Origin of the sequence: Desulfocapsa sulfexigens DSM 10523, from assembly GCF_000341395.1 — a bacterium.
GTDB lineage: Bacteria > Desulfobacterota > Desulfobulbia > Desulfobulbales > Desulfocapsaceae > Desulfocapsa > Desulfocapsa sulfexigens.
Genome location: NC_020304.1, coordinates 2,200,381 through 2,216,110, shown reverse-complemented (window position 1 = coordinate 2,216,110; position 15,730 = coordinate 2,200,381). Strand labels below are relative to the sequence as shown.

Sequence of the window (15,730 nt, the reverse complement as noted above, 5' to 3'; positions counted from 1 at the left end):
ACCATAGAACAGGAAAAAGGGTGTTTCTTTTATTTCGCACCAGACAGAAACCATGTGGAAGCCTCATACAAATTACAGTGCCGGAGTTATAATCTCCACGGTTCAAACACGAAAAGAACTTGCGGAATTTATCGAACTGCCGTGGAGAATTTACGAGGACTTCCCTTTGTGGGTACCACCTTTAAAATCCTCAGTAGCCGGGTTACTGGATCGAAAAAAACATCCTTTCTGGAAGTTCTCTAAAGGAGAATTTTTCCTGGCCAGGAGGAATGGCCAGACTATTGGCCGAATCATCGCCCTGGTTGATAATAATTACAATGCTTACCATGACGAAAAAATGGGCGCCTGGGGATTCTTTGAATGTGAAAATGACCCTGAAGCCGCACTCGCATTGTTTCAGGCAGTGGAACAATGGGTTATTGAAGAGGGGATGACCTTTCTCCGCGGGCCTTTAAACCCTTCCACTAATTATGAAACAGGATTATTAATTCAGGGTTTCGACAAACCACCAGCCCTCATGATGTCGTACAACCCACCCTATTATCTTGAACTCATTCATGCTGCAGGGTTCAGAAAAGAAAAAGATCTCTTTTCATACCGTTTCACCAAGGATATTGAAGTTCCGGAATGGGTTTTTTCACTCTCCGACAAACTCTATCAAAAAGGAGACGTATCGATTTATTACCCCAAAAAATGGACTAAAGAAGATATCCACCTCCTCTGCTCTGTTTACCATGAATGCTGGAAAGACAATTGGGGGTTTGTCCCGACCACAGAAGACGAAGAGATAGAACTTGCTAAAAACCTTCTCCCCATCCTGGAACCGGAATTTGCCTTCTTTATGTATTACAAGAATGAATTAGCCGGAATCTGCCTCTTTTTGCCCGACTTCAATCCACTCCTCAAACGCTTCAACGGTAAACTTGGAATTAGCGCTCTTTTCAAAAAGGTTCTCTACGAATCTGAAATAACCGGGTTTCGAGCACTGCTTTTTGGTATCAAAGAACAATATCGCCAGATGGGTTTGCCATTACTGGCCTTCAAGTACCTCATTGACTTAATACAAAAATTACCGAAATATCAGTATGCGGAACTCGGATGGTCTCTGGAGGATAATGATGCAATGAATCGTCTTTACGAAGATGGTGGACTCAAACCGGATAAACGTTACAGAGTATACGAAAAAGATCTTATATAAATAATGGCGAAAGCACAATGAGCGACAACAACACAGTCAAACCAGTTCCTTTTGTATCGCTCATTGTACCGGTTACTGGAGCATCACCGGTTCTTGCAGAGAACCTGAAAACCTTGGTTAATCAGGATTATCAATCTTTCAATGTCATTTTTGTTCTTCAGGACGAAAACGACCCTGCAACACCTATTATTACTGCGATCACAAAGGAAAACAAAAGAGCAACATACACCTATTCCGGCAGAGCCATAAGCTGCAGCCAAAAGAACCACAACCTACTCGTAGGGGTACAGCAAGTGGGAAACAAACCGGATATTTTGGTATTTTGTGACTCCGGCCACACAGCTCCTCCAGATTGGTTGGATTGCCTCCTCCACCCCTTACTCTCGCATACTTCATGTATGGTGAGTTCCGGCTATCATCAAATTTACTCAAAAGGCTCCTGTACTTGCTCACAGGGAAGAGCAATTTGTGTACTCACCCTCAGCCTTATCCGTAGATTACCTTTCCTTGGCCAGCCATGGGGCGGTGCAACGGCAATAAGACGAGAAGTTTTTGAGAACATCTCCGTCGCTGACACCTGGAAGGAAAATATTGTTGATGATGTCAGCCTTGCCAAACTGTTACAGAAAAACAATATCCCAGTAGCTATCCCAGACAAAACTGACCTCAAAACACATCTCAGTGACTTAAGTGTTACCAGCTGGATTATCTGGCTGACAAGACAGTGGGCCTATCTTAAATTTATTTTCCCCGTACTCTGGATTGTGACAGGTCTTCTGAGTATTGTTGCTGCAATCTCTGTTCTGGCAAGTCTTGGCATCACCATAATAAGCCTGTTTTTTCCCTATTCCAGGTTCCTGCTCCAATACAGTCTTCCCTGTATTTTCTTATTTTTCTTGTTCACAATTTTTCTTTATTCCAAACATCCTTCTCCAGGATCATTTTTTTCCTGGTTCCCCGCATCTCTTGCGGCCCTCACTATGGCAGCGTACTGTCACATCCGAACGTGGTTTTCGATGGTTATTGGCTGGGCAGGCATTCAATACCGAGTGGGGAAAAACGGCAAAGTTTTGAGCATTATACGAAAAGAAATTCCATGACTACCGAAGGAGCAAAGCAACTGCACGCTTTTGTCACCGGAGGCTCTGGATTTATCGGGACAAATCTGGTTTTCGAGCTTATCAAACGTCACTACTCAGTAAGCTGTCTTGTCCGCTCAGAAACAAAAGCCCGTCATCTACAACATAAAGATATTGAACTGCTTTCAGGAGATCTCAACAATCCAGCCTCACTTGGAGCACAGATACAAAAAGCAGATATCGTCTTTCATGTCGCAGGAACAACGAAGGCCGTCAGGAAATCCGAATACTTCAAGGGCAATCTGGACACCACACGCAACCTGGTACAACTCATCACTCAACATGCCCCGAGCCATCAGAAACTCGTTTACATTTCCAGCCAGGCCGCCGCGGGACCATGTTCCAAGGAACCAGGGGTGAATGAATCGGCGCCAAACTCACTGCCAGTCTCAGCATATGGCCAGTCCAAGAAGGAAGCAGAAAAAGTGGTTCTCTCCATCGCGGATCAATTTCCGGTCGTTATCCTCAGGCCTTCCATTGTCTTTGGTCCCAGAGATCATGGAATGAAGCCACTCTTTAAAGCAACTTCCCATGGAATTATGATAAAGAGTGGCTTCAGAGATTTCCCTGTCAGTCTTATCTATGTGGATGACCTGGTAAGGGCTATTCTTCTGGCTGGTACAACAGATGCGGCAAATGGAAAAACGTTCTATGTAACAGACGGCAAGTCCTATACCTGGGACACTCTGATGAACGCAATCGCCGCACACATAAATCCACGCGCTTTCCTCCTGACACTGCCATTATCTCTTATATGGATTGCTTGTCAGATTATGGGTTTACTGGGACGCCTTAGCAACCGTCCGCAGGATTTAAACCCTGATAAATGGTGTGAGATCAAACAGGCTGGTTGGCTTTGCAGTTCCAAATGCATACAAATTGAGCTTGGATTTCGGCCCCATTGGACTTTGGAAAATGGGATAAAAAAAACGGTTGCCTGGTATCGGAAATCAGGATGGCTTTAGTGAATGGGTTCTGGAAGCGATTCACTTGAATATAGAGGCTTTATTACATTTTTTCATCAATATATCCCAAGACTAACAACCTCGGCTAGAAAGAAGCATGCCCAAAAAATCTTTAAGTAAACATCTAGATTCTTTATCTCTTGGGCTCTTTTGCCTGTCAATTGCAATGGTTCTATTCTCCTGCGGTCTGGCTGTCAGTGAATTCAAATTATTTCCTTATGAGTATATTAAAAGTGGATTTAACCTTGCAAAAAGTGGTCTGCTTGAAATGGTCGGTAATGAGGCAGCTGCTTTGCCATTTTATTTTAGCGAAACAGCCCGTGTTGATCGGGTGCTCACTCGATCCCCCGTCTTAATGCAGCAAGGTCTGACTGTAATTAGTGGAATTACTCAGCAAAAAGACTTTCGAATACTTGTTGTCGATGATCAGGGAAATGAGATTCATCGCTGGTCTATAGACCCATTTCAAATTTGGCCTGACTTTAATCATATACCTGAAGAAGACCAACCTAAATCAGCCCCTGGCACTCATGTTCACGGTGTAAAAGTTATAGAAAATGGTGATATTGTTTTTAATCTGGAAAGGGTCGGGCTTACTCGCATGGACGCTTGCGGTAATGTGGTATGGAATTTCCCCCATCGAACTCACCACTCTATAGATCGAGACGATCAGGGGAATTTCTGGGTGCCAGGTCAAATTAATCACTACGACAAAGAGGCCTCAATCCCCAATTACCACACAATATTTCAGGAATTCACGATTCTCAAAGTATCTTCGAGTGGTAAACTACTGGAAGAAATTTCTATTTTTGATCTTCTTCATAATAATGGACTGTCTGGGTTGTTATATATGTCCAGCATAGATAATTGGGATACTGTAGTGCATGGAGATACCTTACACCTTAACGATATTGAGATATTTTCCAACAAAATGACGTCGGGAATTTTTCAAACGGGTGACATCATGATTTCACTACGAAACATTAATTCCGTTATGGTTTTTGATGGCGCTACCCACAAGCTCAAAGCATCCAGCATAGGTCAGGTATTACGCCAGCACGATCCTGATTTCGTCGACGGTAATACAGTGACTATTTTTGATAACAATAATTTATTGCCAGATGTCAAAAATCCGTCAAGCCGAATAGTCTTATGGGATACTCGTGATAATACTGTGAACACCGTATTTGAGGGCAGTCAAGAAACGCCATTCTTCACTCATATTATGGGAAAGCACCAACGTTTACCTAATGGCAATATGCTGTTGGTCGAGTCGACTAAAGGGCGTGTAGTGGAGATTACAGGAGACAACGAAATAGTGTGGGACTACATGAATATTATTGCTGGTGGGCTGGCAGGTATAGTGGATGATGCTCAGCGCCTGCCCATTGCAATGGATCAGAAATTTTTTTCTGATGCGAGGGAGTCATGTCAGTAGTAAACGTACACGTTTATCTGGAAAGGGAATGTACAATTTAGTACCATTACTCAATGCTCAAATTTAGAGATTTGTTCATGAAAATTTACCATTCAACATGCTTATTTTGCCTTAGCTTCGTTTTTATTCCTGCTACCGCATTCGCTTACGTTGGGCCCGGCACTGGTTTGTCCGCTATAGGTTCACTACTAGCTTTAATTTTTGCCGTGGTTGTTGCCATCCTTGGTTTCTTGTGGTTTCCAATAAAAAGACTACTGAGAAAGAAAAATGTCTATGCCAATGAATCCCTGGAAGAACGGTTGGAGCAAGCCCCCATGAATCGAGATGCTGCTGAAGATAATCCATCTAACAGTGATAAGCCAAATCAGTGAGTACTTTGGTCGGTGCAATTATACTGGTCGTTGGGTTTATTATTCTTTTGAAGGGGTTGCGGCTGGTAGACAATAGTCTCAAGGTTCTTGCGATTGCGAAAGAGGCTGCTTCAGTGATGCAAAACTCCACTCTGGATGATCGACAAAAAGAGCAGGCCCTTCAAAAACATGCCATCAAGCTGTTTAGCCTTTTTATCCTGATTTTCTTCAGCAGTGCAGCGGCTATAGGACTTCCTGTTGGTCTTATATGGCTGCTGGAGCAAACAGGGGTTTTATCGATGATGGCTGTTATCTATTTCACATTAACTTGGCAATTCATTCTCGCTAGTACTGTCTTTGTGTACGTAATCCTTTGGCTGTTTAGGAAAAAATAACGATGGCCTTTGAAAATCGTTACGGCTTTCTTGATCGAGTATTGCACAAAATAGCGTTTTTCTCCTGGACTGCCCAGGCAGCATTATCAGATTTTGAAAACACACTATTTGCTGAAAGACTCTCGAGCATAGACGTAAAGCGTCCGGTATTTATCACAGCGCTGCCAAGGGCTGGCACCACCTTACTATTGGAGCTTTGTAATACTATTGATGAGTTCACCAGTCATAGTTACCGAAATATGCCTTTCGTGTTGACACCGCTGTTATGGAATCGTTTTTCTCAATCATTTCAAAGCAATGATAAAGAAAGAGAGCGGGCGCATGGTGATGGTATGATGGTGGGCATAGACAGCCCGGAGGCATTTGAAGAAATTGTTTGGCGCACTTTCTGGAGATCAAACTATAAAAAGGGGCACATAGAGGCGTGGGCGGGGCAGCGCGATCGAGATTTCGAACATTTTTTAAGGGATCATATTCGAAAAATTATTGTTTTATCTGCCTCAAACAATATTGCAACTATACGTTATATCTCAAAAAACAACTTAAACATATCCCGTGTCAATTATTTAAGAAAAATATTCCCCGACTCCATCACAGTGATTTTATATCGTGACCCGATAGCTCATGCTTCCTCACTGCTGCAACAGCACCAGAATTTCCTAAAAATTCATGCTGACGACAAATTCGCAAAATCCTATATGCAAGCAATTGGACATTACGACTTCGGTCGCACCCTAAAACCTGTTAATTTCTCAAACTGGCTCAATGACACTCCGTATAAGGCCACAAATTCACTGTCATTTTGGCTGGCCTATTGGTGCGCATGCTATGGCTATCTTGCCGCCACAGCTTCCTCGCATGCTCTGTTCCTTTCGTATGACAGGCTAATTGCGAATCCAGTAGAAGGGCTCAGACTATTGGCTGAGAAAATAGGTATAGAGCAGAGCGAGCTTTTTATTGAACAGGCCAGCAGATTTCGTCAGCCAAGAAGTTATGAGACGGATACTGAAGAAATCCCTTCAGAATTGTTACTTCAAGTCCAACAAGTCTTTGAGGATATAACCACTCGATCAACCTTCTAAGCTTTTATGATTGTCAGAACACATTCAACGGCAGCCAGGATGGAGGTACAACATGCTCGTATCATCTTTTAACGCACACCCCCCAACCAATACTGACATATAAAAACCACTAGCGGTGCCAAAAGAAGCTATTAGCACCTTAGAAATCCTTTCATGTCCTCACTCATTCCGCATTAGGTTGTGTTGGGCCGTGACTATTTTCAAGTCGGCCCAGCATAGTGGGGTCATCATTTTTTATGATACTATTGATCCTGCTAATAAAAAGAGAGTTATTTAGAATAACTGTACAGACAAACACCACAAGAAATACTTTCTTAAAATGAAAAGCGTTGGCCTTATATGCAACGGCCAGAAGAAACAGTAAGGGAAAGACCACATGTATTGAATAAATAAATGGAATACCAAGCCCATGCACAAACGTATGAAACAGACAATTAAAACCTATTATAAAAATTGCAATAATGACTTCGCCAGACCAGACGTCCGGGCGAAATAATACCCTGACACATGAAATCAAAGCAACGCAATAGCCAAACACGCCCAATATAAAAACCCAAGAAACCTTATAGGAAAATGCAAGAATGCGCCACGAGTCCACATAGTGGTATACGTGTAAAATAACCTTAGGCGCTATGAGTGTTTCAAGAAAGAAACTGCGTCCCAATTGTACACAGCCCACCAGTACATCCTTGCCAAGATGAATATTATGGTTCCATGTATTTTCTCGGATAAAAACTGAGCTGTAATCCATTGGACTTATATGGGTAAAGGTGACTGCATACATATTGGATTGAATAAAAGATCCCAGGGCAACTGCACCATACAACGCAATAGAATAAATAAACATTGTCCCAGCAAACTGCCATATCTGCAACTGCTGCCTATTGAGATACAAAAGATAGCAGACTGCCACATAAATAATATTGGGCAATGTGATACCAATGGCAACAAATCCCAGTAAGAAAAATACACTATGCCCCATATTTCTTTGTGAAAACGTTTTACAAGGCAGGGTTGCTTGGAGATAGAACGCACACACGATACAGAGAAGATTCAGGGAAAACGTTTCAGGAACTGAAGACAGAACCCATACAGGTGGAGAGAGTCCAAACAACAACGTAAAAAATATTGCGTCAAAACGATTGTTGAGAAATCGAGTAAAGATCAAAAAAGAAATAGCGACACTGCACGCTCCAGCAAAACAGATAAGAAAAGTTACTGCCGTTATCTCGAGTGGCTGTTGAGTGATCTTTTCAATTATCTCAAAAGAATAGCTTTCGTGATGATTTAATCCTGTCCTTAGAGTCTCACACAGTTCAATAATGGGCGGCATTATGGCGCGAAAAAACAAACCATATAGTGGATGTTTATGGACTTCTACTATCTGTTCACTACCTGCCATGTCATTAACAACTCTTTCAGGATCAATATCAAATATGACATTATGATTCAAGATACCGGGAGCGGAAAAATCTATGGCTGATGCATACAGAAAAAAGAAGATCAAAAGGAAGAACGAGGCGATGAGGAAGTTAATATATCTATTTTGCTCCATAGTTTCACCACCCTGCGATTATGTATTCTTTATTTGTAGAACATGGACAACAAAAGTCTTCTAACAGAGAGATACTCAGAAAGTTACCGTATCCATACAACAGATTAGAATACCAATATTTTTTTATTATATCTGGTTTTACTATAACAGAATAGAGTTTAAGGATGTTTTTGACGTTTGACGGATAACATGTCGTTTTTATCTCAAATATAGCACTGCAAAACAAATCAGAGTATACAAAGTAATATTGATTTGCAAACGCCTGTCACAAGATATCACCAGCAACACATCACTTTCCGGGCTTTTTCCATACAGTAATTGCAGGTACCTGAAAACTCCGTAACAAACAAATGGCACAGATGCCATAGGTCCATACGATCCTGTGTGGGCAACCGTCCTGTAATCCATAGTGTAACTATGGATAACTGCCCATGATAACTGGCGCTATGGCAAAAATCACCCCATTCAGAAAGCCCGGGGAATATTTTCGCACATAAGGCTCCCCCTGTTCCTCTGTAAAGCACAGAAGCAGGTCTTGACGACGTTTACAAAACCCAAGAAACAAGGCGACCAGGCTGGCCACAAAGATAAGCCACGTTGACAATATAATACCAGTAACAACTGAACCGGCAAACAATCGGGACAGAAAAAAAGACACCAAAATACAAACATCCAAAACAGGTATTTTTTTTAAAAATAATGAATAGGCACCATTCAACAGAAAATAGCCAAATATTAATAGGAAAAATGCTGTGTTCAGGAGATATGCCAAGTACAAGGAAAAAACGATGAGAAGTACACAGAGAATGGAAGCCGTACGAATATCTAATGTCCCGGCCGCTATAGGGCGAGTACATTTTTTCCTATGATTTACATCTGCATGTCGATCTAAGATGTCATTAAAAATATATGCAGCACTACTTGCCAGAGAAAAAAATTATCGCTGCGAAGAGTGCATGTAAAACAAGACTGGTATTAAAAATATTTTTACTAAAAAAAAGTGGTACAAAGATGAGCACATTCTTAGTCCACTGCCTAGGACGTATAATACGGAAAATTTCTATAATTACATCCTGGTTGTATTCTTAATTTTCACCGGACAATAAAAAAATGATACTATTCTATTTTTTAACACAAAATATTTAATAAGGAGGGGCACAGATATACTGATTATAAATGCAAAAACAGCAAACAACATTTCACGACTTTCTGTCTCCAGGCCCATCAAATACCCATACACATTACTACCAATAAACACATGAAATATAAGAACAAATAGACTTGCCTGACCAAAAGTTAGAAAAATATTCCGAATTTTTTTTGTCTTACTAAGATAGTAGGCAATGCATATCACAGCATAAATGCCAGCCATCGAGCCAGCTGTGGTAAAGAAAGGATTGCTATACACTCTTCTATTCAGGTCCATGTGTGCATCTGTAAACATTGTAACCAGTAAAAACATTAGGACTGAGCATATTAAAAGGTATACATTTGGGATAAAATGGATAACTTTCTCTCTCAAAAAAGCCCCTGAAATAAAAAATGAAGCGCTTACTAAAACAATATCAATGCCAAAGGGCAAACCTGGCATTATAATCTCCGTACCAAATAAGGTTATCTCTAAATTCCAGAAGACATCAATCCATTGGGTTCCAATCACCATAAGAATAAGGATAAGAATGTATTTAAAAAATACGTTTTTACTCTGAACATTTGTAATGCGGAAAATAAAATAGGTGAAAGCATATATTAAAAAAAGATGTGTTAAGAACCACATTGGCACCCATCTTGGCGGTATGGTTACCCCATTACCGTAAAAGATACCGATTAACTGTCTGATCAAATGTTCCTCTCTGTGGAGAACTGCAAAAACAAAAACAACTAATAATGTAGCAAAATATGGTTTAAGCAACGCATCCGACTTCTTCCACAAAAAAACATTCGCACCCATTGATGCATTAAAAAACACTCCCGACAGAAAAAAGAAGAGAGGCATTCTAAAAAGCCCCATTGCATTCATGCAATCTGGTGCAAAAGGATATATTTTACTATGAAATAGCGCTACTAATATGATGGAAATTCCTTTTGCAATATCCACATGCACTACTCGATTTGTCATGCTCGTCCTTAAATATCATACCAGGGTAAAGTCTCACTACAATTATGCTCAAGCAGCAAAGTGATGACCAGTAAAGTTCAACTTTTTTCAAGAGTATCCCTCTCCGGAAACATAGCAATTATAGTTAAATTGCAAGTGAAACAAACAATCTGCCGCAAAAAGATGGTGATTTCAATAAGAAACTTGGAAAGCGGCTATAAATCGGTTTATGATTGAACTTGATAAGTATCCTCACTACTCAATTCACCTGACAATCATTCCAAAACAATAGGACTTCGCATCCATGTCTACCCCCCCTCATGCTGTTACAGTTATTATTCCTGCTTACAACGAAGAGTTAAGTATTTGCGATACGGTACAGGAACTTTTCCAGATTCTTGAAGATACTGATTTCCAATTCGAAATCCTCGTCGTTGATGATGGATCCACTGACAACACGCTGCATCTGGCAAAATCGACACCAGCAAGAGTAATAAAACATGACAGAAACAGAGGCTACGGGGCCTCTCTTAAGAGCGGGATACTTGCAAGTATCTATAATACCATTGCCATTATTGATGCCGACAGGACTTATCCCTGTGAGGCACTGCCGGAAATGGTGCGAATTCTGCATCGGCAACGGGTAAGTCTGGTCATTGGTACCAGAAACAGTGACAAGGTTCACATCCCTCTGCTTCGTAGGCCAGCCAAATGGGTAATATCCCACCTGGCCCAGTATATTGCCGGCCAACCAATTGCAGATGTTAATTCTGGACTTCGTGTCTTCAAAAAAGAATCGGTCATGCCTTTCTTTAAAATACTATCGGATCAATTTTCTTTCACAACTACTCAAACATTGGCCATGCTCTGCAACAATTACAGGATTACTAACTTCACTATTGACTATCTGCCCCGGAAAGGGAAATCCAAAATTGTACCCTGGGATTTTATAAATTTTATCGCCCTGATCCTTCGATTATCCATGCTTTTTAATCCTCTCAAGGTTTTTATTCCTCTTGCCTTCACGTTCTTTTTCTTCAGTGGTGTCAAAACATTCTTTGACATTTTCTTTGCAATACGGCGCGTCGGATGGCAGGAGTATTCAATTTTTATCCACACCACTCTCTCCACATCGAGCCTGCTTCTGTTTTTAACAGGAATACAGATTCTACTCATTGGCATGATGTCCGATGGACTTTCCAGAAAAATTGAACAACAGGTCTGGGGAGAAACTGCAGATCACGTTGAGGAAGAGCCTCCCGACGAAACTACTCCATAACCTCTACAAGTATAGCTACCTCTAACAAAAGAGCCATTACGTATCGATGTCTTCAGAAAAACAAACAATCATCATATTGGGTGCCGGACCAGCAGGGCTGATGCTGGCCTTCAAACTGCTGCAGCGCGCAGAGCTCAATATTGAGTTAATTATCATTGAGAAACGGAATCATCCTGGAGGCATTGCTGCTTCGTTTCAACAAGAAGGAATATGGCTGGATTATGGCAGCCATCGCCTCCACCCATCAACTCCAGAGCATATTCTTAATGATATAAAAAATATTATCGGCCCATCCCTGTTAAAAAGAGTACGAAACGGCAGAATTCGACTACAGGGGCACTATCTTAAATTCCCCCTCCAGCCACTGGATTGTTTAGTTCATCTTCCGGTTTCCTTTATCTTTGGAATCTTCAGGGATATTCTGAAGAAACCATTCAGACCTTCAGGGCCAGCTCTAAGTTTTGCCGATCAACTTCTTCATGGCCTTGGTCCAACTATCTGTGAAAAATTTTATTTCCCTTATGCCAAAAAGTTATGGGGGTGTCCACCCGATCAGATAGATGTAGAACAGGCAAGAAAAAGAGTTTCCGCTGGGACTGTCAGTAAAATAGTGAAAAAAATGCTCAGTTTTCTACCCGGGGTGAACTCCAGTGAAGCCAATGTTTTCTACTACCCTGAGGAAGGTATTGGGCAGATTTCCGAAAAGCTTGCTGCAAAAGTGACAGACATGGATGGGCAGATAATATATGACACAACAGTCACTGGAATAACGATGGAAAAGAGCCGGGGTTTTTCCATCTCTGTCAAAAAACACAATGATGTGCACAAGCAACTCAAGGCCGACTTTATTTTCTCAACCATCCCTGTTACCCGAATAGTCTCTCTCCTTGCTTCAAAACGAAGCTGTCCGGCTCTCACTGCTGCCGAATCCTTAACACATAGAAATATGGTGTTCTTTTATCTGCTTATGGAATGTGACCAGTGGCAGGTTGTTGATGCCCACTATTTCCCCGAGACAGATTATATTTTTTCTCGAATATCAGAGGGAAAAAACTATAACGGCACCCTCACTCCTAGGGGTAAAACTATTATCTGTTGTGAGATTCCCTGTCAACACGATGATGAGATCTGGTTGGCTGATGACGAAAAACTCAAACGTCTGGTTCTGGCAGATATGAAAAAAGGTGCCATTCCCGCTAAAAATCTCGTAAAAGTTTTCAGTAAACGTCAGACAAACGTCTATCCCGTTTACACCATTGGATATTCAAAGAAACTCAGGGTTATCGAACAATACCTTTCAAAAATCCCAACCCTGATCAGCCTGGGACGTCAGGGGCTTTTTACCCATGACAATATTCACCACACCATGATGATGGCAGACAGGGCCGCACACTGTTTGGGCATAAACGGACAATGGGATGTGGACAAATGGGAGGAATTCTGTAATGAGTTCTCAAACTATGTGGTGGTAGACTGAGACTTTTACCCATTAAAAAGGGAAGTAAGGAGTGACATGCAGCTATTCTCAAGAGAATCGGACCGACATCATGGTAAAGCGAAGACGTATATCCAAAAAGGGTTACTGTTTGTTGGAGTACTAACTCTTTGTTTGCTGATTCTTGAAATTACTGTTCGTTATTATTGCCAGGTAGACTCAGATGGTAACTACAGAATTCTTGGCAGAGTACTCAAACCATATCACCTGGCAATAAACACTTTTGCGCATCACGCTCAGGACTATAGCAACACATCTCATTCAAGGGTAGTTTACGATGAATACCTTGGCTGGACGCCCAGAGTTTCAAATATTTCCGCAAACGGCCAATACTGCTACAATTCTTTAGGAGCGAGGGTCGACGACAAGAACCCGATTGAATACAAAACCGCAAAACCTCAGGATATCCTGCGTATTCTGATAATAGGCGATTCCTACAGCCACGGTGATGAAGTTCCCTTCCAAAATACTTTCGGATACTATCTGGAACAACTATTAAACACTGCGGGCATTCCCGCTGAAGTCATAAATCTTGCGGTGGGTGGGTACGGAATAGATCAAGCTCTTTTACGTTGGCGACATTCCGGCCGCACTCTATCGGCAGATATAGTTCTCCTCGGTCTACAGTTTGAGGATATCCAACGAAATGTTAATATTATCAGATCGATTTATATGCCAGCCAGTGGCCTTCCATTTTCAAAGCCAAGATACATTTTACAGAATAATTCACTCCAACTTCTCAATGTCCCTACCCTTCCTCCTGAAGAGATTATGAATATCCTGAGGAATCCACTAACAGAATGGGATCTTGCCCAATATGAACAATTTTTAACAATTGGAAATTACGAAGAACATATTATTTACAAAAGCAAACTCATCGCAATGTTAACGGAACTATTCTTTCCGGTTGAAGAAAATTCATTCTTCTATAATCTAAGCTACGAACCTGCCCAATTGGCGATGAGCCTCCTTGATACTTTTCAGTCTGAGATAGAACAATATGGAAGTCAGTTTATTGTGGTCCATATTCCTAACGTAATCGATGTCATTAAAAAGCGGTTCACCATGGAGCCTAAGTATAGTGGCTTGCTGTCAGAAATAGAGAAAAACCATTTAGTGTATAAACCTCTTCAAACATTGGCAGAACAATCCAAGAAAGGATCACTCTTCAATCTATATATGGAGGGCGGCCACTATTCAGCAGTGGGGAACAAAATTATTGCTCAAGTAATCGCAGAAAATCTCATCAAACAGACAGACGAATCTACAATACAAAAAAAAACAAGATAGCTCCCAACCTTAATTCTATTTTAAAGGCGAAGCCGGGCCGCAGCATTCTTAACAAAATCGACAAATCCATACTGATCAATAAACTCAGAAATCAAACGTGGATAGGAACCCACATCACGCACCTGGGCTCTAACGATTTCCTTGGTGGCATCCAGACAGAGTTGATAACTATCCAGATTTCCAGCTCGTTTCACCTGCTTTTCACTGTCCTTCGGCGCATCTTCAACCCAAAATCTACCATACTCATCACAACTCTCAGGGACTGGCATACCCTTTTCAATATAGACATCACGCATTGGACAACCGGGATAGGGTGTTGCTGCAAAAAATAGAGCTATCGTTGGCTTCAGTTCCTTAGCAAACTCAATGGTCTCACGAACAGTCGCCTCGGTCTCCCAGGGTGTACCTATCAAAAAGTAAGTGATTGTGGAAAGACGGAGTCTTTGACATTCAGCATGGGCCTTACGCACCTGATCCTTGGTGATCTTTTTCATCAAATGGCTAATAATCTCCTGATTTCCTGACTCCACACCAAAATGAACACAGACACAGCCTGATTTTTTCATCAGAGTCAGCAGTTCACGATCAACCCGATCAACCCGTGTCTGACAGGCCCACGCAATTTTTTTCCCAGATGCTATGACTTTCTGGCAAAAATCAATTGCCCACTCCCGGTTCAGAGTAAAGGTGTCATCTACAAAGAAAAAGGAACTGAAACCATATTGTTCTCTCATTATGGATAACTCCTCCATGACCCGATCAGTTGTCATACGTCGCATTTTTGTACCACTGCTTGGACCCCTATAGCAAAATGCGCAATTAAAAGGACACCCTCGTGAAACCATCAACTCAACCGATGGCCGTCCTTTTAATCGACCAAAATAACTTTTGATGTTCATCAATTCATAGGGAGGAGAAGGATACTTATCAAGGTCGTCGATAAGCCCCGCATCCTCAGTTTGCACAAATCGATCGCCATCAAGATAGGCAATCCCCTTTACGGTATTCAGATCCCCATGGTTTTCAAGAGTTGAAAAGAGGTTGTCCGCAATCAATTCACCTTCACAGAGAACAACGACATCCACATAGCCTTCTCTTAAAATCTGTTCAGCAACGGCGCAGGCATGTGGCCCCCCCGCAATTTTTGGCAGCTTTCTGGCAGAAGGACACTCTTTTATCAGGTTAACATATTCGGTGTAATTGGTTGTCCAGTGGGTAAAACCGAGGGCTTCAGCATGAAATTCACCAATACGTGCCTCAAGCGCCTGGACAGGTTTGTCCTCCAGACCCAAATCTATAAAGTCGACCTGATGCCCCGCTTCCAGAAGTACAGCGGCAACACATCCGAGGCCAATGGGAAATGACGTAAGACCATTATTACTCGCATGCTGCACCAGTAGAACTTTCATGAACATCCCTCCTTAAAGAATAGTAAAACCACAGATA

General features: G+C 41.7%; 14 protein-coding genes. 10 read left to right on the top strand and 4 right to left on the bottom strand.

All coding sequences use genetic code 11. The features are described 5' to 3' along the window. Positions 1 to 52: 52 nt before the first annotated feature. The 7 genes from UWK_RS09810 to UWK_RS09780 all read left to right on the top strand — a co-directional run bounded on the left by UWK_RS09810 (position 53) and on the right by UWK_RS09780 (position 6,567). Positions 53 to 1,198: a hypothetical protein gene (locus UWK_RS09810; RefSeq protein WP_015404214.1), complete on the top strand. Its 1,146-nt coding sequence runs from the start codon at positions 53 to 55 to the stop codon at positions 1,196 to 1,198. Between the two features lie 17 nt (positions 1,199 to 1,215). Continuing rightward, a complete protein-coding gene (locus UWK_RS09805) occupies positions 1,216 to 2,298 on the top strand; it encodes a glycosyltransferase (RefSeq protein ID WP_015404213.1) in 1,083 nt (360 codons plus the stop codon). Continuing rightward, positions 2,295 to 3,302: an NAD-dependent epimerase/dehydratase family protein gene (locus tag UWK_RS09800; RefSeq protein WP_015404212.1), complete on the top strand. Its 1,008-nt coding sequence runs from the start codon at positions 2,295 to 2,297 to the stop codon at positions 3,300 to 3,302. The genes UWK_RS09805 and UWK_RS09800 overlap by 4 nt, the downstream gene beginning before the upstream one ends. 97 nt (positions 3,303 to 3,399) lie before the next feature. Further along, positions 3,400 to 4,740, top strand: coding sequence for an arylsulfotransferase family protein (locus UWK_RS09795; protein WP_015404211.1), 1,341 nt, complete (start codon positions 3,400 to 3,402; stop codon positions 4,738 to 4,740). Between the two features lie 77 nt (positions 4,741 to 4,817). After that, complete coding sequence (locus UWK_RS19700; RefSeq protein ID WP_015404210.1) at positions 4,818 to 5,111, top strand: hypothetical protein; 294 nt, start codon at positions 4,818 to 4,820, stop codon at positions 5,109 to 5,111. A 5-nt stretch (positions 5,112 to 5,116) separates the two neighbouring features. Further along, positions 5,117 to 5,485: a hypothetical protein gene (locus UWK_RS09785; RefSeq protein WP_153304879.1), complete on the top strand. Its 369-nt coding sequence runs from the start codon at positions 5,117 to 5,119 to the stop codon at positions 5,483 to 5,485. 2 nt (positions 5,486 to 5,487) lie between these two features. Beyond that, positions 5,488 to 6,567 (top strand): sulfotransferase, encoded by a 1,080-nt coding sequence (locus UWK_RS09780; RefSeq protein WP_015404208.1) that lies wholly within the window; start codon positions 5,488 to 5,490, stop codon positions 6,565 to 6,567. Positions 6,568 to 6,730: 163 nt separating this feature from the next. On the opposite strand, the gene UWK_RS09775 is transcribed toward UWK_RS09780, so the two are convergent. From UWK_RS09775 to UWK_RS09765, 3 genes are all read right to left on the bottom strand, one after another. Next, positions 6,731 to 8,122, bottom strand: coding sequence for a hypothetical protein (locus tag UWK_RS09775; protein ID WP_015404207.1), 1,392 nt, complete (start codon positions 8,120 to 8,122; stop codon positions 6,731 to 6,733). A gap of 415 nt (positions 8,123 to 8,537) precedes the next feature. Next, positions 8,538 to 9,050: a UbiA family prenyltransferase gene (locus UWK_RS20175; RefSeq protein ID WP_083907277.1), complete on the bottom strand. Its 513-nt coding sequence runs from the start codon at positions 9,048 to 9,050 to the stop codon at positions 8,538 to 8,540. A gap of 138 nt (positions 9,051 to 9,188) precedes the next feature. Beyond that, positions 9,189 to 10,241 (bottom strand): acyltransferase family protein, encoded by a 1,053-nt coding sequence (locus UWK_RS09765; RefSeq protein WP_015404206.1) that lies wholly within the window; start codon positions 10,239 to 10,241, stop codon positions 9,189 to 9,191. Positions 10,242 to 10,524: 283 nt separating this feature from the next. On the opposite strand from UWK_RS09765, the gene UWK_RS09760 reads away from it, so the two are divergent. Genes UWK_RS09760 through UWK_RS09750 form a run of 3 tightly spaced genes read left to right on the top strand, consistent with a single transcriptional unit; the run spans position 10,525 to position 14,284 of the window. After that, complete coding sequence (locus tag UWK_RS09760; protein WP_015404205.1) at positions 10,525 to 11,499, top strand: glycosyltransferase family 2 protein; 975 nt, start codon at positions 10,525 to 10,527, stop codon at positions 11,497 to 11,499. Between the two features lie 46 nt (positions 11,500 to 11,545). After that, positions 11,546 to 12,976, top strand: coding sequence for a protoporphyrinogen/coproporphyrinogen oxidase (locus tag UWK_RS09755; RefSeq protein WP_015404204.1), 1,431 nt, complete (start codon positions 11,546 to 11,548; stop codon positions 12,974 to 12,976). A 36-nt stretch (positions 12,977 to 13,012) separates the two neighbouring features. Then, positions 13,013 to 14,284 carry an SGNH/GDSL hydrolase family protein gene (locus UWK_RS09750; RefSeq protein ID WP_015404203.1) on the top strand — a complete coding sequence of 424 codons (1,272 nt, stop codon included), beginning with the start codon at positions 13,013 to 13,015 and terminating at the stop codon, positions 14,282 to 14,284. A gap of 20 nt (positions 14,285 to 14,304) precedes the next feature. On the opposite strand, the gene UWK_RS09745 is transcribed toward UWK_RS09750, so the two are convergent. After that, positions 14,305 to 15,693, bottom strand: coding sequence for a B12-binding domain-containing radical SAM protein (locus UWK_RS09745; protein ID WP_015404202.1), 1,389 nt, complete (start codon positions 15,691 to 15,693; stop codon positions 14,305 to 14,307). Positions 15,694 to 15,730 lie beyond the last annotated feature (37 nt).